The 16,003-nt window shown below is 62.2% G+C and carries 11 protein-coding genes and 1 pseudogene; 6 read left to right on the forward strand and 6 right to left on the reverse strand.

Going from position 1 to position 16,003, the window contains the following annotated elements; all coding sequences use genetic code 11:
• The first annotated feature begins 92 nt into the window (after positions 1-92).
• The 3 genes from ACZ51H_RS18020 to ACZ51H_RS18030 are packed head-to-tail and all read left to right on the forward strand — an operon-like array spanning position 93 to position 4,913.
• Complete coding sequence (locus tag ACZ51H_RS18020) at positions 93-2,438, forward strand: TonB-dependent receptor (protein ID WP_097093760.1); 2,346 nt, start codon at positions 93-95, stop codon at positions 2,436-2,438.
• Positions 2,439-2,441: 3 nt separating this feature from the next.
• Positions 2,442-3,662 (forward strand): MFS transporter, encoded by a 1,221-nt coding sequence (locus tag ACZ51H_RS18025; protein WP_097093759.1) that lies wholly within the window; start codon positions 2,442-2,444, stop codon positions 3,660-3,662.
• Between the two features lie 30 nt (positions 3,663-3,692).
• Entirely contained in the window at positions 3,693-4,913 is a 1,221-nt protein-coding gene (locus tag ACZ51H_RS18030) for a hypothetical protein (protein ID WP_464803554.1), read from the forward strand.
• Positions 4,914-5,118: 205 nt separating this feature from the next.
• On the opposite strand, the gene ACZ51H_RS18035 is transcribed toward ACZ51H_RS18030, so the two are convergent.
• The 3 genes from ACZ51H_RS18035 to ACZ51H_RS18045 form a co-directional block, all read right to left on the reverse strand.
• Entirely contained in the window at positions 5,119-5,856 is a 738-nt protein-coding gene (locus ACZ51H_RS18035) for an SDR family oxidoreductase (RefSeq protein ID WP_097093757.1), read from the reverse strand.
• Positions 5,857-6,553: 697 nt separating this feature from the next.
• The gene (locus tag ACZ51H_RS18040; protein ID WP_464803527.1) at positions 6,554-7,747 is read right to left on the reverse strand and encodes an IS91 family transposase; all 1,194 of its coding nucleotides are present in this window, start codon (positions 7,745-7,747) and stop codon (positions 6,554-6,556) included.
• A gap of 4 nt (positions 7,748-7,751) precedes the next feature.
• Entirely contained in the window at positions 7,752-8,666 is a 915-nt protein-coding gene (locus tag ACZ51H_RS18045) for a tyrosine-type recombinase/integrase (RefSeq protein WP_464803526.1), read from the reverse strand.
• A gap of 310 nt (positions 8,667-8,976) precedes the next feature.
• Between ACZ51H_RS18045 and yaaA the strand changes: the two genes are divergently transcribed.
• Both yaaA and ACZ51H_RS18055 read left to right on the forward strand, forming a co-directional pair.
• The gene (gene yaaA / locus ACZ51H_RS18050; RefSeq protein ID WP_464803555.1) at positions 8,977-9,729 is read left to right on the forward strand and encodes a peroxide stress protein YaaA; all 753 of its coding nucleotides are present in this window, start codon (positions 8,977-8,979) and stop codon (positions 9,727-9,729) included.
• Between the two features lie 7 nt (positions 9,730-9,736).
• Positions 9,737-9,892: pseudogene (locus ACZ51H_RS18055) on the forward strand (winged helix-turn-helix domain-containing protein); the annotation flags it as partial.
• Positions 9,893-9,913: 21 nt separating this feature from the next.
• On the opposite strand, the gene ACZ51H_RS18060 reads toward ACZ51H_RS18055, so the two are convergent.
• The 3 genes from ACZ51H_RS18060 to ACZ51H_RS18070 all read right to left on the reverse strand — a co-directional run bounded on the left by ACZ51H_RS18060 (position 9,914) and on the right by ACZ51H_RS18070 (position 15,033).
• A complete protein-coding gene (locus ACZ51H_RS18060; protein ID WP_464803556.1) occupies positions 9,914-10,105 on the reverse strand; it encodes a hypothetical protein in 192 nt (63 codons plus the stop codon).
• Positions 10,106-10,334: 229 nt separating this feature from the next.
• Positions 10,335-13,778, reverse strand: coding sequence for an ATP-binding protein (locus ACZ51H_RS18065; protein WP_464803557.1), 3,444 nt, complete (start codon positions 13,776-13,778; stop codon positions 10,335-10,337).
• A gap of 1 nt (position 13,779) precedes the next feature.
• Positions 13,780-15,033, reverse strand: a complete 1,254-nt coding sequence (locus ACZ51H_RS18070) for a metallophosphoesterase family protein (protein ID WP_464803710.1) — start codon at positions 15,031-15,033, stop codon at positions 13,780-13,782.
• A gap of 771 nt (positions 15,034-15,804) precedes the next feature.
• Here ACZ51H_RS18070 and ACZ51H_RS18075 point away from each other — a divergent pair.
• Positions 15,805-16,002: a hypothetical protein gene (locus tag ACZ51H_RS18075; RefSeq protein ID WP_464803558.1), complete on the forward strand. Its 198-nt coding sequence runs from the start codon at positions 15,805-15,807 to the stop codon at positions 16,000-16,002.
• Position 16,003 lies beyond the last annotated feature (1 nt).

Raw genomic sequence — 16,003 nt, forward strand, 5'->3', positions numbered from 1 at the left:
GCTTTGTCTGCTTCTGCCGCGTGTTATGCCCCAGTCGTGCGAAAAGCTGCACCTCGAAATATGGGGGCACCGCGCTGAGAGAGGGGATTGCTATGAACGCACGTTTGAAATGGCTTGCAACGACATCGGTGGCTTGGGTCTCCTTTGGATCTTCTGCTCTTGCTCAGACGCGCTCTGATGCAGCTGTGGCAGCAGAGCCCGAGGCAGCGTTTGGCGACATTGTGGTGACCGCTCGCCGCCGCGAGGAAACTGCACAAAGCGTGCCCATCGCGTTGACAGCGATCGGCGGCGCACAGCTGGAAGCGCGTAACAGCTTTGGTTTACAGCAGATCCAGCAGCAGCTGCCGAGCGTGCTCATCTCCGTGGTGAATCCCAACAACACAAACGTCAACATCCGCGGCCTCGGCGCGAACGCGCTGTTCAGCAACGTCGGGCTAGAGAATGGCGTCGGTGTCCACGTCGATGGCGTGTACCTCGCTCGACCAGGGCAATCGACGTTCGAGCTGGTCGATGTCGACCGGATTGAGGTGCTGCGCGGCCCGCAGGGAACTCTGTTTGGTAAGAACACCACCGCTGGCGCGATCAATATCATCACGCGCGCTCCGAGCTTCGAGCCCGAGGCTATGGCGGAAGGGACGATCGGCAGCCGCGCCACCTATCGAGGCCGGATGAGCGCATCCGTGCCGCTCACCGATACTCTCGCGGCGCGGTTCACGCTATCACATGGCGAGCACGGCGCATTTATCCGCAACACCGTCAGCGGACGCGGAGTGAACGAGAGCGCAAATGATGCCGCGCGTGCGCAGCTGTTGTTTCGTCCAAGCGACCGGTTCAAGGTTCGGCTGATCGCCGACTATTCCAGGTTGGAAGACAGTTGCTGTTATGCGGTGGTCGCCGACCTTATAGACAAGCGAGTGGACGGGACTCCGTTGCCCCGCCCATTCCTGACACGAGCCGCGCAGCTTGGATACGCCCCCTTGGCCGTTGATCCATTTGCTCGGTTGAACGACGCCAACCGCATGCAACGCATCCACATGAAGCAATATGGCTTCACGGGTGAGGCAGTTTTCGATCTGGATGGCGCGTCGATCACCTCGCTCACCTCATGGCGGCGCTGGCAGTTCGATCCGCGCGTCGATGCTGACAATATTGCCCTAGATATCTTCTCCGGCGCTCAGCAGCTGATCGATGATCATCAAATCTCGCAGGAGTTGCGCATTGCTTCGACCGGTGAACGGATGATCGACTATGTCGCCGGGCTCTACTTCTATGATCATGACGTCGATGTCGACCAGCTGACCCGTTACGGGCCAGATGCACCCGCCTTCGCACTGGGAGCGTCGAACGCTGTGACAAACGCGGCCCTGAACGGCTTCACCGTACGCAGCATCTCCACTCTTCGCGGTCGCAGCTACGCCGCCTTCGGGCAGCTGACGTGGCACGTGACCTCGGCGTTCGCGATCACAGCCGGCCTGCGATACAACGACGAGAAGAAACGCGGCGTCTTCGACCAGAGCACTGGGCTGAGCCCAGATATCTCCGGGCTGTCCGACGCAATCCGTGTTCCGGCACAGGCAATCCGCGATAGCTTCGGTGCGCCAACAACTTACACGGCGCGGACGCATGAGAGAAACGTAACAGGCCAGATCAACTTGGCGTATAATTTCACGCCCGACATCTTGGCTTATGCTACCTATGCGCGCGGCAGCAAATCGGGCGGTATCAACCTGACGAACGTGCCTGCCGGCATCTCGCCCACCGTTGGACCCGAAACGGTGGATCATTTCGAAATCGGCCTGAAATCCAGCCTGATCAACAGGCGGCTGATCCTGAATGCTGCGGCCTTCCACACGACCATCAGGGACTATCAAACAACGATCCTCGAACCATCGAGATCAATCAGCTATCTCACCAATGGCGGCAAGGTTCGCTCGCGCGGCGCCGAATTGGAGCTCCGCTACACGCCTAGCCGCGCCTTCAGTCTCTACGCGGCAGGCACATATGTCGATGCCAAGTTCCTGTCTTTTCGGAACGCCCCATGCCCGCCGGAATATTTCGGCTTGCAGACGGTCTGCGATCTCAGCGGGCGGCAAATTCCGGGGGCACCCCGCTGGTCGTTTTCGGCGGGCGGTGATTTGACCGTGCCGTTCAGTGATGCCGTGGATGGCTATATCGGGGCAGATTACAGCTACAAATCCAGCTTCAACAGCAGCTCGAACTTGTCATCCTATACGGTGGTCGATGGCTATTCACTCGTAAACGCACGTGCGGGAATGCGCTTTCTGGACGGCAGGATCGACTTGTCGGTTTGGGGCCGCAACCTCTTCAACAAGAATTATTTTACCAGCCTGACGGTGGCGGGATTCAACGCTGGGCAGGTGAATGGTTTCCTTGGCGAACCGCGGATTATCGGCGTAACATTACGGGCGCGATACTAATCAATGGGCGAGGATACTGCGCAAAGCGCGCTACGCAGGGTGGAGGGTTGGCGAGCATGGCTGATGATCGCGGTCATGCTTTCCGGCCCGCCGCTGATGGCGCTCACCTTTAGCACCATTGCACCCGTGCTGCCCATGATCGCCGAGCATTTCAGCGGCAGGGCCGGTGGGACGATGCTGGCGCAATGGATCATGACCACGCCAGCAATCGGACTGATGCTGGGCGCACCCATCGGGGGCTGGCTGATCGACCGGGTAGGCCCGCGTGCCATGACGATCACCGCCTTCGCCGGCTTTGGGTTGGGCGGATCGGCGGGACTGTGGGTGGATGATCAGCTTGTGCTGCTCGCCTCCCGGTTTGTGATGGGCTTCTCAGGCGCGAGCATTGCTACGGCTGCAACATGGTTGATCGGGGCGCGGTTTGACGGCAGCGGGCGCCGTCGCCTGATCGCGGCGCAAGATGCTCTGGCTGGCATCGCGGCAATGAGCGCAGTGCTGATTTCGGGGCTGATCGCGCAAACGGGGGGATGGCGTGCCCCCTTCGCCATCTACCTTATCGCGGTGCCGCTCTTTGCGGCAGCCTTGCTTGCCGTCCCGCACATCCGGTCACCGGGACCCAGCAGTCCGGGTGAGACCGCACCGCCACTTTCCGCGCTTGCTTCGCTATGGCCCATCTATCTGACGATCGTAGCAATGGCCGGGCTGATGATGATGCCGGCAACCCAGGTTCCATTCCTGCTTCAAGCTGACGGGGTGACCGATCCGGTAATCCGGTCGCGTGTCATCGCATGCAGCGCGCTCGCCTCAATCCTGAGCGCCGCATCCTTTCCGCTGGTCCACCGCCGCCTCGGGGAGGCAGGAACATTCCGGCTCATCCTGGCCGCCTACCTCATGGGCACGGCAGCCCTGTCCGCGGCTTGGACAGTTGAGATGGCCGCACTTGGCTGCTTCCTGATGGGGATCGGCACCGGCCTCTTCTCGCCGTTCTTCGCCAGCCTGCTTATCTCGCGCGCCGAACCCGCATTGCGCGGGCGTGCTATCGGGCTGATGTTCGGCGCGATATTCCTGAGCGAATTTTTAAGTCCGCTCATCGTCCTGCCACTGCGCGCCAGCTTTGGCGTGCATGGCGGCTTTGCGGCACTGGCGGTCACGCTGACGCTTGCGCTCGCCGCCGTTTTCATCCGGCGCCCATTTACGCTGGCGACCGCCGCCCCAGTTCATTGATGACGAAAGCAATAGCACAGGAGACGATGCATGCCTGACGAAACCGCAGCCCGCCGCCTACTTGAAGGCTGCGCATGGGACGACTTCTGCGAGACCATCCGCCTGACAGGGCATGAGATCGCTCGCTGGGGCGATGCAGTCGATGATCTTGATCGTACCGAATGGTTTCGCTACCTCTCGCGCCAAGTGCGCAACGGCCTAGAACGTTTCGTGGAGAATAGCGAACCCGACCACCCCCGCCTTCGCGACATACCGTTCAGGAGCTCTGTGAATGCGACCAGCCCGGATCAGGACCATCTTCTGTCCGAATGGTATGAGCCAGGTTATGAATATCGGATTTGGGGCAATCGCGGAACGGTCCCCTATTTCGTGATGGCCGTGTGGAAGGCCGATCAGGACAGGGACGTCGGATCGCGTGATTGGGCCGAGGCTGGCGTCGATAGCCTGAAGCAGTTCGATCCGGCGATGCTCTACACCACCGACTTTCTGCAAAGCGACGCCATCCACTTCGACGCTGACGGCAATTTCGAGGTCTATTGCACGCGTGAGAAGCCCGGGGGCAAGGACTGGCTGAAGATCGACGAAAACTCTGTCGGCATGCTGATCCGTGTCGTTCACCAGGATCGATCGAAGGAGGTCGACCCGGTCATGCACATCGAACGGCTGGACCGGCCCGCCCAGCGCCCGGTCCGGGCCCACGAGCTTGCCACCAACCTCGCCCGTGCCGCGCAGATGGTGCGCGGTTATGCGGAATTGCCGCGATCCTGGTGGTTCGATAATCTCGGCACCCGGATCAATCAGCTGCAATTCTCGCGCACGGTTTACCTTAGCAATGGGGGTGTCGCCGACCGGCACCACGCCTTTGGCGCGTGGGACAAGCCGCGCGATATGGCACTGGTGTTCCAGTTCGCCGTGCCACCCGCAGAGCATTGGATCTTCCAGCTTCTCAACGTCTTTCAGGAAAATCTGGACACCTACGAGCATCAGGGCGGCCACATCAACATGAACCGTGTGGTTCTGGAACCGGACGGCACCGCGCGCGTGATCATATCCGAGAGCGATCCCGGGATTGGGGGGAACTGGATCGACAGCTTCGATCACGTCCATGGCACGATGAGCCTGCGCTTCATCAAGTGCGAAGTACTGCCGATTGTGACAGCCCACCTTGTGCCGCTGGAGGAGCTTCGCACGCGCGGCGTCGCCGTCCTGACGCCGGAGCGAGCAATCATTTCGGGCGATCTGGTCGCCTGAAGGCGGGACGCTTCTCGCTCCGTTTAACCCTTGTCGATGAGCACGGCGCCCACGTCGCCGTGCTTACACTTGTCAAACCCGAGCCAGATCGAGCTAATTGATCGTGATTGCCGGGGGTGGCCATTCGCGGGAGGAGAAGTCCCGTTAAGATTCAACGATCAGCTTTTCGTATTGGGATATCGGGTCGGAAACGGTGGCTCGCCTCTCAAACGTTTTGAACGGTAGGAGTAATGATGATCTCGTCAATGCGGACACGGGCAGGTTGGCGCGCAACCCAAAGGGCGGCTTCGGCGCAGTCCTCCGGGCGAAGCAGTTGAGCACGGACATCAGGCGAGGGAGGATCAGGCAGGTTGTCGAGCAACGGCGTGTCGATGCCACCGGGCACGATCACAGTCGATCGGATGCCTTCCAGGGCGACCTCCAGATTCAACGCTTCGCTCATTGCCAGCAGACCGGCTTTTGCAGCTGTGTAGGCTGGGCCAGAAAAGGGACGCACGCGGCGGCCCGACCAGGACCCAATGTGGATCAGAACACCTTCGCGTCTAGGACGCATCGCGGCGAGTACGGCTGAACTGGCGTTGAAGGCGCCGGTTAAGTTGGTTGCTATGATGTCACTGGCTTCCTCCGGCTTAAGGTTGGAGAATTGGCGCCGGTTGATATTGTAGCCGGCGGCACCGATGTAGATGTCGATACGGTCCTGCTCTATCAAAATGGTCTGGACAACGTGCGCGACGGCATTCGGGTTCGAGATATCGCATCCAATCGCCTTGCAGCGCCCCCCTTCCTTCCGGATCTTTTCGACAGTATCGTCGAGCTGCCGAGCGCGGCGGCCGCTGACGTAAACATGAACACCCGCGCGCGCCAGAACCTGGGCGACCGCACGCCCCACTCCCGAACCGCCGCCGGTAACCCACGCAACCTTGCCTATCATATCGTGCCCCATCGATAATCCTTTTGTTAGGTCCGGGCTCGCGAAAGTGTGGCGCGCTCTTTGGCCAAACACAATGGATTTCGATAAGGAGCATCTTCGCTTCCACGACCGCCGAAGGCAGCGTTGGTCGCGCTTCGGCCGACATTTGATCGGTTGAAGTGAATGTCGACCAGGTGAGGGTTCCGGCGCGACCTCAGGAGCAGCCAGCTGCTGAAAGTAAACCGCGCAAAATGGTCTCCAGCTCCATCTTTCTGAAGGGGTTACCGATCACCGCGCGGAAGTGGCGGCTTTCAGGATCGACACTTGGCGTCTTCAACGACGGCTAAAGGGCGCGAAGCTGACGAGCCAGTTCACGTCCTAGCGCGTCCGCTATCCCGGTGAGCGATCCTGAAACGCGCCGTTCCGGATTGTCGAAGAGTTTCGGGCGCCGTCAGGCGTACGAAAGCCTGACATGTACGACCCGCGGTGCTGCAGGCGATACGTTATGGGGATTTCGGTTTTCGGTACAGCCTGGATGCCTCTGAGGCGATGACGGGGCATAGCGATCTGCCCATGGTCAGGTCAGTCCGATGGTCGTCAGGGATGGCAAGACGCCGCTTTCTGCCTGGTCGTAATCGTCCTTGCCCGCCGGAGATGGCGATAGGCACAGGGGCGATCCTGTCCCGCGAAGGCGGTCTCGCGGGAGAGATGACGGACGGGTCATGCCGGGTCATGACACAAGCTCCCGGGCAGGCAGAGTCTCCATCGGAGGAGCGCGCGGCTGTCGCCACCGCTCGAAGGTCTCGATGATGACCATGTGGCCGCCGCAGCATGGGCATGGTGGACGAGGATCGACCGGATCTTCGGTGCCGGGATCCTCGGGCACGGCCGCGACGTCGAGCAGCTGGCGGGCGAGAGCGAGGTTGGCCTTGCGGGCGGAACTGGCGAGCAGGCCATAATGCCGAATGCGGTGGAAGCCGCGTGGCAGGACGTGGAGCAGGAACCGGCGGATAAACTCGTCGGCTGGGAGCGTCATGACGCACTGGCGATCGGCGCCATCCTTGCGATAATCCTTGTAGCGCAGAGTGACGCTGTTGCCGTCAAAAGCCAGGAGACGCCGGTTCGATATGGCAACCCGGTGCGTGTAGCGCGACAGATAGGCGAGCACCGCCCCCGGTCCGGCGAAGGGCGGCTTGGCATAGACCACCCAGCGCTTCTTACGGATAGGGGCGATATGGCGCAGGAAGGCTCGCCGTTCGGCGAGCGGGGCAAGTGATCCGAAGAAGGCGAGCCTGCCAGCCTGGTGCAACTGGATCAGCCGAGCGAGGAACAGCCGGCGGAACAGCGCACCCAGAACTCGCACGGGCAGCAGGAACGTGGGGCGCGACGATATCCACCCTGTCCCGTCTGGCGCGATGCCACCACCCGGCACGATCATATGCACATGCGGGTGATGGGTCATCGCTGAGCCCCATGTGTGGAGCACGGCGGTGATGCCGATGCGGGCGCCAAGATGCTTCCGATCGGCCGCGATCGTCAGCATCGTCTCAGACGCCGTACGGAACAGCAGGCCGTAAAGCAGGGCCTTGTTATGGAAGGCGATGTCGGCGATCTCGGCTGGCAACGTGAAGACGACGTGAAAGTAGCCGACGGGCAGCAGATCGGCCTCGCGCTCCGCCAGCCAAGTACGCGCGGCTGCACCCTGGCACTTGGGGCAGTGCCGGTTCCGACAGCTATTATAGGCGATCCGCCAATGCCCGCAGTCCTCGCAGGCTTCGACATGACCGCCTAGGGCAGCTGTGCGGCAGTTCTCGATCGCCGTCATCACCTTGAGCTGGGTAAGACTCAGATGTCCGGCATGGGCGGCACGATAGGCCGGCCCGGCAGCGCGGAAGATGTCGGCGACCTCATGGTCACCGGGCAACGGCTCAGCCGTCCGGCGACACCTGTGGCTGTGGCGCCGGGAGCAAAGCCAGCTTGTCGAGCGGACTGATGACGGCGCGGGCAGTCCGGGTCGCGACCTTGGTATAAAATGCCGTGGTCTCCAGCTTCGCGTGTCCCAGCAAGGCCTGGATGACGCGGATGTTGACACCGTCCTCCAGCAAATGCGTGGCAAAGCTATGCCGCAAAGTGTGGGGGCCGACCTTCTTCGTGATGCCGGCCGAGCGCGCGGCTTCGGCGACGATCCGATGGAGATGGCGCGTACTGATCGGCTTCATCTCATGCTGCCCGGGGAACAGCCAGCCATCGGCATGCATCACGCCCTGCTGCCGTCCGACCCTCCACCACTCGCGCAACAGGATGAGCAGGTCAGCCGGGAGGATCGCATTGCGATATTGCCCGCCTTTGCCGCGTTCTACCCGGAGTAACATCCGCTCGCTGTCGATGTCGCGAACCTTGAGCATCGCCACCTCGGCGACGCGCAGGCCTGCGCCGTAAGCCACCGATAGCGCGGCCTGATGCTTGAGGCAGGTGGTTGCGTCGAGCAGACGTGCAACTTCATCGGGGCTGAGGACGACGGGCAAAGCGCGTGGGTGCTTGACTGTAAAGAGCTTGCGGGAAAGGTCAGGTCGATCGAGCGTATGCGTGAAAAAGAAGCGCAGCGCCGCGACGATGCTGTTCATGGTCGGCACGCCCATGCCCGAAGCCCGCTGATCGATCTGGAACTGCCGCAGGTCTTCGGCTGTCGCGGTGTCTGGCGGCCGCCCCAGATAGGTTGCGAACCGCGCGACATCGCGAACATAGTTGCGCTGTGTCTCCCGCGAATATCGACGCATGTTCATGTCGTCGATCATGCGCTGGCGTAGCGAGTTGGCGGGAACTTGGGAAAGATAGCTGCTCATCGTTCGGCTCCTTGGTTGAAAGGAGTCGCGATGCTCTGCCCAACCCGAGCAGTGCTCAACTGTAGTGCTGTTCTCAGATCATCAGCGGGACTTCAAATCCGGGTGCCCATCCCGCGTCAGCGGGTTCGTACAAGTCCAACAAAGCGGACATGCTGACCGGCCGGAGCGCGGTAATTAGACGTCCGCTGCTTGGGAGCGAAATTTGCCCGTTGAGCGGCGAGGAAGGGTCGATATTGATTAATCGCAGACCGACATGATGCGCGTGCGACTGCATTTTGACGCACCGGACCGTCGTAGCTAGTAGGCGACCATGATCACCCTGTTGTCCCCCGCTAAAACGCTTGATTTTGAGCGCCAACTGCCACCACTTGGGGTTACGACGCCGCATTTCGCCGAGGAAGCGCGCGGCCTGGCCAAATCAGCAGCGAACCTCTCGCAGAAGCGGCTATCAGAGTTGATGCACATCTCACCGCGCCTAGCGAAACTCAATACGGAGCGCTATCGCGATTTCGCCGACCTTCCCGAGCGGCAGGCGCTGTTTGCCTTCGCCGGCGATGTCTATACGGGCTTCGAAGCGTCCACGTTAGACGAAGCGGGCGTCGCCTTCGCTCAAGATCACGTTCGGATATTGTCGGGCCTTTATGGACTGCTCCGCCCGCTAGACGCTATCCGGCCGTACCGATTGGAAATGGGGACGCGCTGGGCGCCGCGGCACAAGAAGCTGACCGACTGGTGGGGCGATCGTATTGCGCAATTGCTGCTCGAGCAGATTGCGGCAGAGGGTTCAGGAGTGGTGCTCAACCTCGCCAGTCAGGAATATTTCGCAGCCGTGGAAGGCAAGCTGGCGGGCGTGCGGGTGATCGACGTCGACTTTCGCGAGCCTGGGCCCAACGGACCGCGCTTTGTGAGTTTCAATGCAAAGCGCGCTCGTGGCATGATGGCGCGCTGGCTGTGCGAGCATCATGTGATCGACGTGGACGCGATGCGCGGCTTCGATAGTGACGGATATCGCTTCGATGCCGATGAGAGCGACGCCGACCGCTGGCGTTTCACTCGAGCATGAGGGGCGCCGGCAACCCGAACTCAAGTTTATCGACGTTTTCATTTGCAAGCTGCGCAAGAAACTGGCGCTGGCCTGCGGCGGCGACAATTATATCGTAACTGTCTGGGGTCGCGGCTATATGCTGCGCGATCCCGAGAGGGAATTGCAGGCCGAGGCCGCATAGCCTCTCCATTTGATGGGAATGTCAGCTGACGCCAGCCGCCTTAGCTGCTAAGTTGATGGCAGCCCGAGCTGCGGTGGCGCTGGCGCCGCGCGCCATGGCTTCCCAAGTTTCAGCGGAACGCTCGTGCATTGCCTTGCGGTTAGGCAGCGTCGTCTTGACGGCAGCGTCACGCTGGGCTTGAGCGTTGGCGAGGTAGGTATCTATCAGGGACATGGGAGGCGCTTACAGCCTGACCGGGAGAAGAGCCAGCTTCGTTCGCGATCAATCGGGCCGGCCTGAGCGCGTCACATGCCAGCTTCGCGCCATACATTGCTCAATTTGACGGCCATGCACCTCACTAAATGCTTGCCCCTTGTGGACGATGGGTGTTTTCGGTGCAGTGACAGCGCAACGGTGCGGCGCAGTTTTGCAGTGGATCTCAAGATGAGACCGGCTGGGCGGTCTAAGCCAGTGAACATTCCGAATGGAACTCCGTCCCCACCACCTTGCGCGCGATAGCGGCGAGGTGGGGATGGTGGGTGAAAAACAGAACCTGGGTGGAGCGTGCCAGCTCGGCTAGCACCTGGAAGCCCGCCTCCGAACGCTGGTCGTCGAAGTTGACGAACAGATCGTCGGCGAGAAATGGCAGCCGGACGCCGGCGGCGACCGACTGCTCCACAGCTGCGAGCCGTAGGGCCAGGAACAGCTGGTCGGTGGTTCCCTCGCTCATCGCCCCGATTTCGATAACGGTCCGCCCGTCGTCGCGCAGGCCCAACAGCCGCGGAGATGCGCTGTCGTTGTCGATCCGCAGCGCTGCGTAGCGACCGGACGTCAGCGTGGAAAATATCTGACCGGCGCGAAGAAGCATCGGATCCTGGTGGCGCTCCCGATACTTCTCGATCGCCCAACGAAGGGTGACTGCTTGAGCCCTCTTGAGGATGAATTGCTCGGAGAGCACGCCAAGCTCCGCCCGGGCCTGCTCGGCGTCGGACGCTGCATCAGCTGCCGGATCCGCATCCGTCTCCAGGCTGGCGAACACCCGCTTTGCGTCTCCGTGCGCGGCCGCCGCGGCCGCCACCCCCTCATTGCGCTCCGATAGCTCGGCGGCCAAGCTTTGCGTCCGGGCGGCCAGACCGTCGACGTCGATATCAGCCATGACATCGAGTAATTCCTCGAGCGTCTTGCCGTCTCCTCCCGCCGTGATGGTCATCTCCGCTTCCGCCACTGCCGCGCGCAGGGCCCGCGCAGCCCGCGAGCGTTCGATAGCGCCGCTGAGTTCGCCAGGATCATCTGAGGCGGTTTCACTCAACAGCGGAAGAAGTGCGTCCATTGCGGCATCGATTTTCGCCGTCTCCGCCGATATTTCGGCCGTTCTGCTCGCGATCGTCTCCTGGAGCGCTTCGGCCACATTGGCGGCGGCCCTTGCCGCCGAGAGGCGCGTGCGCATGAGGCTGAGGCGATCGGCGACATCGCTCGTTGGGGCGATGCCGATTGCGTCAGCGATAGCCGCGACATCATCTTCGAAACCGCCGGCGTCCCGCGCCATGCCGTCAATGCGGCCCTGCAGCTCGGACTGCGCCGCGATCGCCACACGAAGTTCGTCAAGGGCGTCGAGCGTGGCAATTGCGCCGGAGATCTCCAGCTCGATCCCGACTTCGGACAAGAGCCGGCGCCACTGCTCCGCTCTCGCCACAGCTGCGTCGGCAAGCCGCTTCCGGCGGCGCCCGAGCATCTCCGCGTCGCGTTCGATCTGCAAGGCAGCAGCCTTTTCCAGCTCGTTGCGCTGCGCTGCCTTCTCACCCTCGCTGCGGACCCGCTCGGCGATCACGAGGACGGGAGTGAGTTCGGAACCCTCCTTTACCTCGGCCTCCGAACCCAGGCATCTTACCAACTCGGCACGAGCCGCATCGCGTCGCCCGATCGTCGCCTTGGCGTCGTCCGCTGTCGAAATGGCCTCCTTCGCAGCCGCTGCGACCGCATCCCGCTCGGCGAGCCAGCCGAGGAAGCGGGCCGGCTCCATCGCCGGGTAGCCGGAACCGATCAACCTTTCCTGCCAGGCGGTGCGGACCATTTCTCCACGCTCGGTCGCCGCGGCCGACCGAGATTCAGCCTGCTCGGCTTCGAGAAGGAGCCGCGCGCGGCGCTGCGCCATGTCGGTAAGGCGGCTGGACTCGTCCGCCGCCGCGAACCGCAGGTCACTCCTCTCATCCGCCTCAGCGATCTTCGCCTCGAAGGCCGCGACGGATTGTTCGGGGGAGGGGAGGGACGCTCGCGCTAGCACATGGTCGCGCAGCGGCTGCCAGTGCTCACTGCGCGCGGCCCGCGATGCTGCGATCTCGTCTGCAGAAATGGCTGTGCCTGACGACAGCTGTTCCATTTCGAGCGAAAGGATCGCTGCCTCCTGCCGGGCACGCGCGGCTTCTGCGGACTCTCGCCCGACTTCGGTTGCGATGTCGGCTAGCGTGAGGCGTGCGTCCTCCATCTCGGCCTGCGTCACGCTAGGCAATGCGAACAGCGCTTGGGTGTCGCCCGTCCAGGGGGCCAGTCGGGCCAGCGCCTGCTCGAGCGTGGATGCCGCCAGCTCGGCCTTACGTCGCGTCGATGTGCATCGCAGGTCGGCATCGGCACCCAGCGCCCTCGCCGCATCGACCGCCGCGATAATTGCGGAGAGATCGCGGGTCTGCGGCTCATCTTTGGCTTCCGCCGATGCGCGGCGGTGCGAAAGCTCCTCTTCGCTTACTTCGATCTGACGCAGCGCAGACGCGTCCTCCACGTGCTGCAGCGCGAGTTCGCGCAGCTTGGAGCTGGCGATCCTGGTGGGGGGATTGCCGATAGTCCCAGTCTCCTCCCGGAGCCTTGTTACCAAGACCGCTCCAGTTGCCAGCTCCGTTTCCAGACGGATCTTGTCCTGCCGCGCCTTCGACGCTGCACCCGAAGCCGCCAGGAGCCCGTCGATCCGCTCGGCCTGTGCCATAACCAACGGGTCGGCATCCAAGGCGTCAATCTTGTCGCCCGCTTCCGCCACCAGCTTCTCGGCGGCAATCCTGACCCTGCGCGCAGCATCGGCTTCGGCCATGGCCAGTTCCGCCGCCGCCTCGCGCTGGGGCGTGATGTCGATGGTGGTGGAATGTCCTTCGAGTGCCGTGAGGAGGTCAGCCCGCAAGCGAACCGATGGTCCGATCCGGCGGATACGCTCGATGCGGCTGAGCTCGGCGAGCAGCTCGTCCCGGGCGCGCTGCGCCACGGTCAGCTCTTCTTGCTTCGCGGCGACCGCGCTTTTCGCGTCGAGCCACGTCTTCGGCTTCAATGACTGGTCCCGGACTGTGCGGCTATGAGTCTCGAAGTCGCGTTGCGCCATGGTGAAAAACCGTCGGGCAGAGGCGCGCGGCCCCCAGATTGCGTCCGCCTCCGCCTCTAGTTTGGACAGCTCGTCGGACACACCGGTCAATCCAGACCCGGCAGCGAACAGAGCCCGGCCTAGGTCGTTGCGCGCCTCTACCATTGCGCGACCGCCCTCGCGCAGACCTTCTTGGTTCAGGCTGAAGGAAAGGCCGAATGTCTCCCGAGTCTGGCCGCGCAGCATCGCCAGCAGCGTGCCCTCGTCAAGTGGACGGTCGTCGCCATCGAGGAGCGTCGACGCCGTCCCCTTCTTGCGCCGGCATAGCAGCGAATTATCCTCCTCCTCGAGGATGGCGCCGACCCTGAGCAGCGCGTAATCATAGATGAAGTTGTAGGGTGAGCGGGTGGGGAAGCCGAAGAGCAGGTCCGACACCGCGGCCATGGAGGTCGTCTTGCCGGCTTCGTTAGCCCCGTAGATGATGTGCAGGTCGGGCGCGCCTGCGCGGAAGGATAGTTCGCAGTCCTCAAAGTGCCCATAGCGCTCGAGCGAGAGGCTGGCGAAGCGCATCTTACTGATTCCTCGTCAGGCGCGATCGAAGCGCGAGGGTCGCGGTGTTGAGCACCGCGGACCAGTCGCCCTCGCTCGCCGAGCGCCTCAAGTCGCTATCCTCGGCAGGGCCGAGAGACGTCTGCGCAGCGAGCAGGAAGGGCGCAAGGTCCTCGGCCACGATGGCCGCCAGCGTCGGATCTTTGCCGGCCTGGTCGATCAGCGTGGTAAGGTCGTCGCCAATCACGATGCCGCTGGACTGCCGGGGCGCGCTCACCTCGACTCTCACCTTCTCGATAAACAGATCTGGCGAGATGCTGCTCGCTATCGCGCGGGCGTCGTCGCGCAGCGTCGTTGCGCGGTCGTGCATCTCCCCTGCATCCTGGGTCAGTCCAACCAGAGTGACCCGCGCCACCAACGGCAGGCCAGCCGAATTGTCCTGCCACTTTGCCGTCAAGGAGGCGCGCAGGAGGTTTGACACGTCGTTCGCCGATTTGTCGGTACAGTCGACCTCGACCCTCGCCCAGCGCAGCACGTCGAGTTCGATCTGCTCGACCGAGGCGACCTGCAGATCCTCCACCGTGACGATGACGGCGCCTTTCGCGCCGGTTTCCCTGATGGAGCGCCCCTGGGTGTTTCCGGGAAAGACGACATACGGATTTTCGCTGACGATCTCATGCTCGTGAACATGGCCCAGCGCCCAGTAATCATAATGCTTCGACTTGAGGTCATCGATACTGCAAGGCGCGTATGCGGCGTGCCCCTGCCGCCCCGCTAGGGCACTGTGCAGCACACCGATGTTGAAGTGGTGGGGGACCGCGTGCGGATAGGCTAGGACAAGGTTGTCGGTTACCGCGGAAGTCGCGAAGCTCTGGCCGCTGACGGCAACGCGGATGTCCGGGACTAAGTGGGTCTGCGGCTTTCTGGTGCCAAAGAGCCGAACATTTGGCGGCCATGGCACGCTGCGGGTGAGGACCGAGGCGGCGTCATGGTTGCCAGCCAGCAGGAAGACCGGAATGCCGGCTTGGTCGAGCCGGCCCATTGCCTTGGCGAAGTACAAGCCCGTGCCCATGTCCTTCCATTCACCGTCGAACAGGTCGCCGGCGATAACGACGAACTCGACCGCTTCTTCAATGGCGCGCTGCACCAGGTTGTCGAAGGCCGCGCGCGTCGCCCCGCGGATCTCGGCGTCAGGCAGGCCCTCGTAGCGAGACAGGCCATGGAGAGGGCTATCCAGATGAATATCGGCAGCGTGCAAGAACCGGAAGCTGGTCATCATTGTCCCCCGACGCGCTGAGGTAGTGAGTTCGGCCAAAAACGCAAACGTGCCGGGTGTCTTTTTCCCGGCTACACCGGCACGATCCGCCAGAATTTTGTCTGAAATGCCAACGACCTTCGCATGTCAGGAGGTACGATTGACCTGTCCCACGCGGCGTGCGTCAGCCCGAGACGCGCACAACATCGCGTGTTGGCGTTCCCTCATGATGTAAGGCGCAATACCCGCCGTAAATGTCTCATGGTCATCACTCTCTTTGCTGGCATCAGCCTCTCCGTCCGTGTTCACAGGACAAGGCTTCTGCTGCAGTTGCTGACCCAAGCAGGTCTCCTAATTGACGCCGCCGACCCGGCCCGCTTGCCACCGGAACGGTGGCCCACTTCGCGTCGGGACGGCGGCCCACTTCCGTCGGAATTCGCACCGTAACGGGGTTGCCTTCGCTTAGGCTAAATTCCGCTATCATTGCCGTCCTCCGTTTCGGTGCTCAAACGCGTTAGGCCGGTTAATGATCCTGCGGGACGGCTGCCCTTTGGATGAGGTCGCCCAACACAGCCCGATGCAGAGGCTCGTGGAAGCTGCACCCTGCCTCGCCCCCCGAACCCAGACAACTTTGGGCCAACGGGCTTCAAGGCTCGCTACGGTGAGCATCCTGATAATGCCCAAAGCTGTTCCGGTGCTGGATGTCGGGCGCATCGGTTACACCGATCGCCTCGTACCACATTGAAAACAAACCTCAAATGTCGTATGGGTAAACGTTCGGAGGTTTGTTCAATGCTTGATCTCGATACCTACCTGACCACCAAGAACACTCCGGCACCGATCATTCGCCTAATTGAAAGCCCTGTCACGTGCGATAACCGTACGGGCGGCGATAAGAACCGCGAGTTCACGATCATCGATGTTATTGCACATGCGCTCGCGCTGCTACTGATTGCCGGCGTTCTTTTATACTTTTACTTCGTAAGGTAAT

This window comes from Sphingobium sp. TomMM15, from assembly GCF_055397045.1.

What these genes read in the sequence shown, in the direction of transcription:
- ACZ51H_RS18020 (WP_097093760.1), top strand. Translation starts at nt 93, where the DNA reads ATGAACGCACGTTTGAAATGGCTTGCAACGACATCGGTGGCTTGGGTC.
- ACZ51H_RS18025 (WP_097093759.1), top strand. Translation starts at nt 2,442, where the DNA reads ATGGGCGAGGATACTGCGCAAAGCGCGCTACGCAGGGTGGAGGGTTGG.
- ACZ51H_RS18030 (WP_464803554.1), top strand. Translation starts at nt 3,693, where the DNA reads ATGCCTGACGAAACCGCAGCCCGCCGCCTACTTGAAGGCTGCGCATGG.
- ACZ51H_RS18035 (WP_097093757.1), bottom strand. Translation starts at nt 5,856, where the DNA reads ATGGGGCACGATATGATAGGCAAGGTTGCGTGGGTTACCGGCGGCGGT.
- ACZ51H_RS18045 (WP_464803526.1), bottom strand. Translation starts at nt 8,666, where the DNA reads ATGAGCAGCTATCTTTCCCAAGTTCCCGCCAACTCGCTACGCCAGCGC.
- yaaA (WP_464803555.1), top strand. Translation starts at nt 8,977, where the DNA reads ATGATCACCCTGTTGTCCCCCGCTAAAACGCTTGATTTTGAGCGCCAA.
- ACZ51H_RS18060 (WP_464803556.1), bottom strand. Translation starts at nt 10,105, where the DNA reads ATGTCCCTGATAGATACCTACCTCGCCAACGCTCAAGCCCAGCGTGAC.
- ACZ51H_RS18065 (WP_464803557.1), bottom strand. Translation starts at nt 13,778, where the DNA reads ATGCGCTTCGCCAGCCTCTCGCTCGAGCGCTATGGGCACTTTGAGGAC.
- ACZ51H_RS18070 (WP_464803710.1), bottom strand. Translation starts at nt 15,033, where the DNA reads ATGACCAGCTTCCGGTTCTTGCACGCTGCCGATATTCATCTGGATAGC.
- ACZ51H_RS18075 (WP_464803558.1), top strand. Translation starts at nt 15,805, where the DNA reads ATGCTTGATCTCGATACCTACCTGACCACCAAGAACACTCCGGCACCG.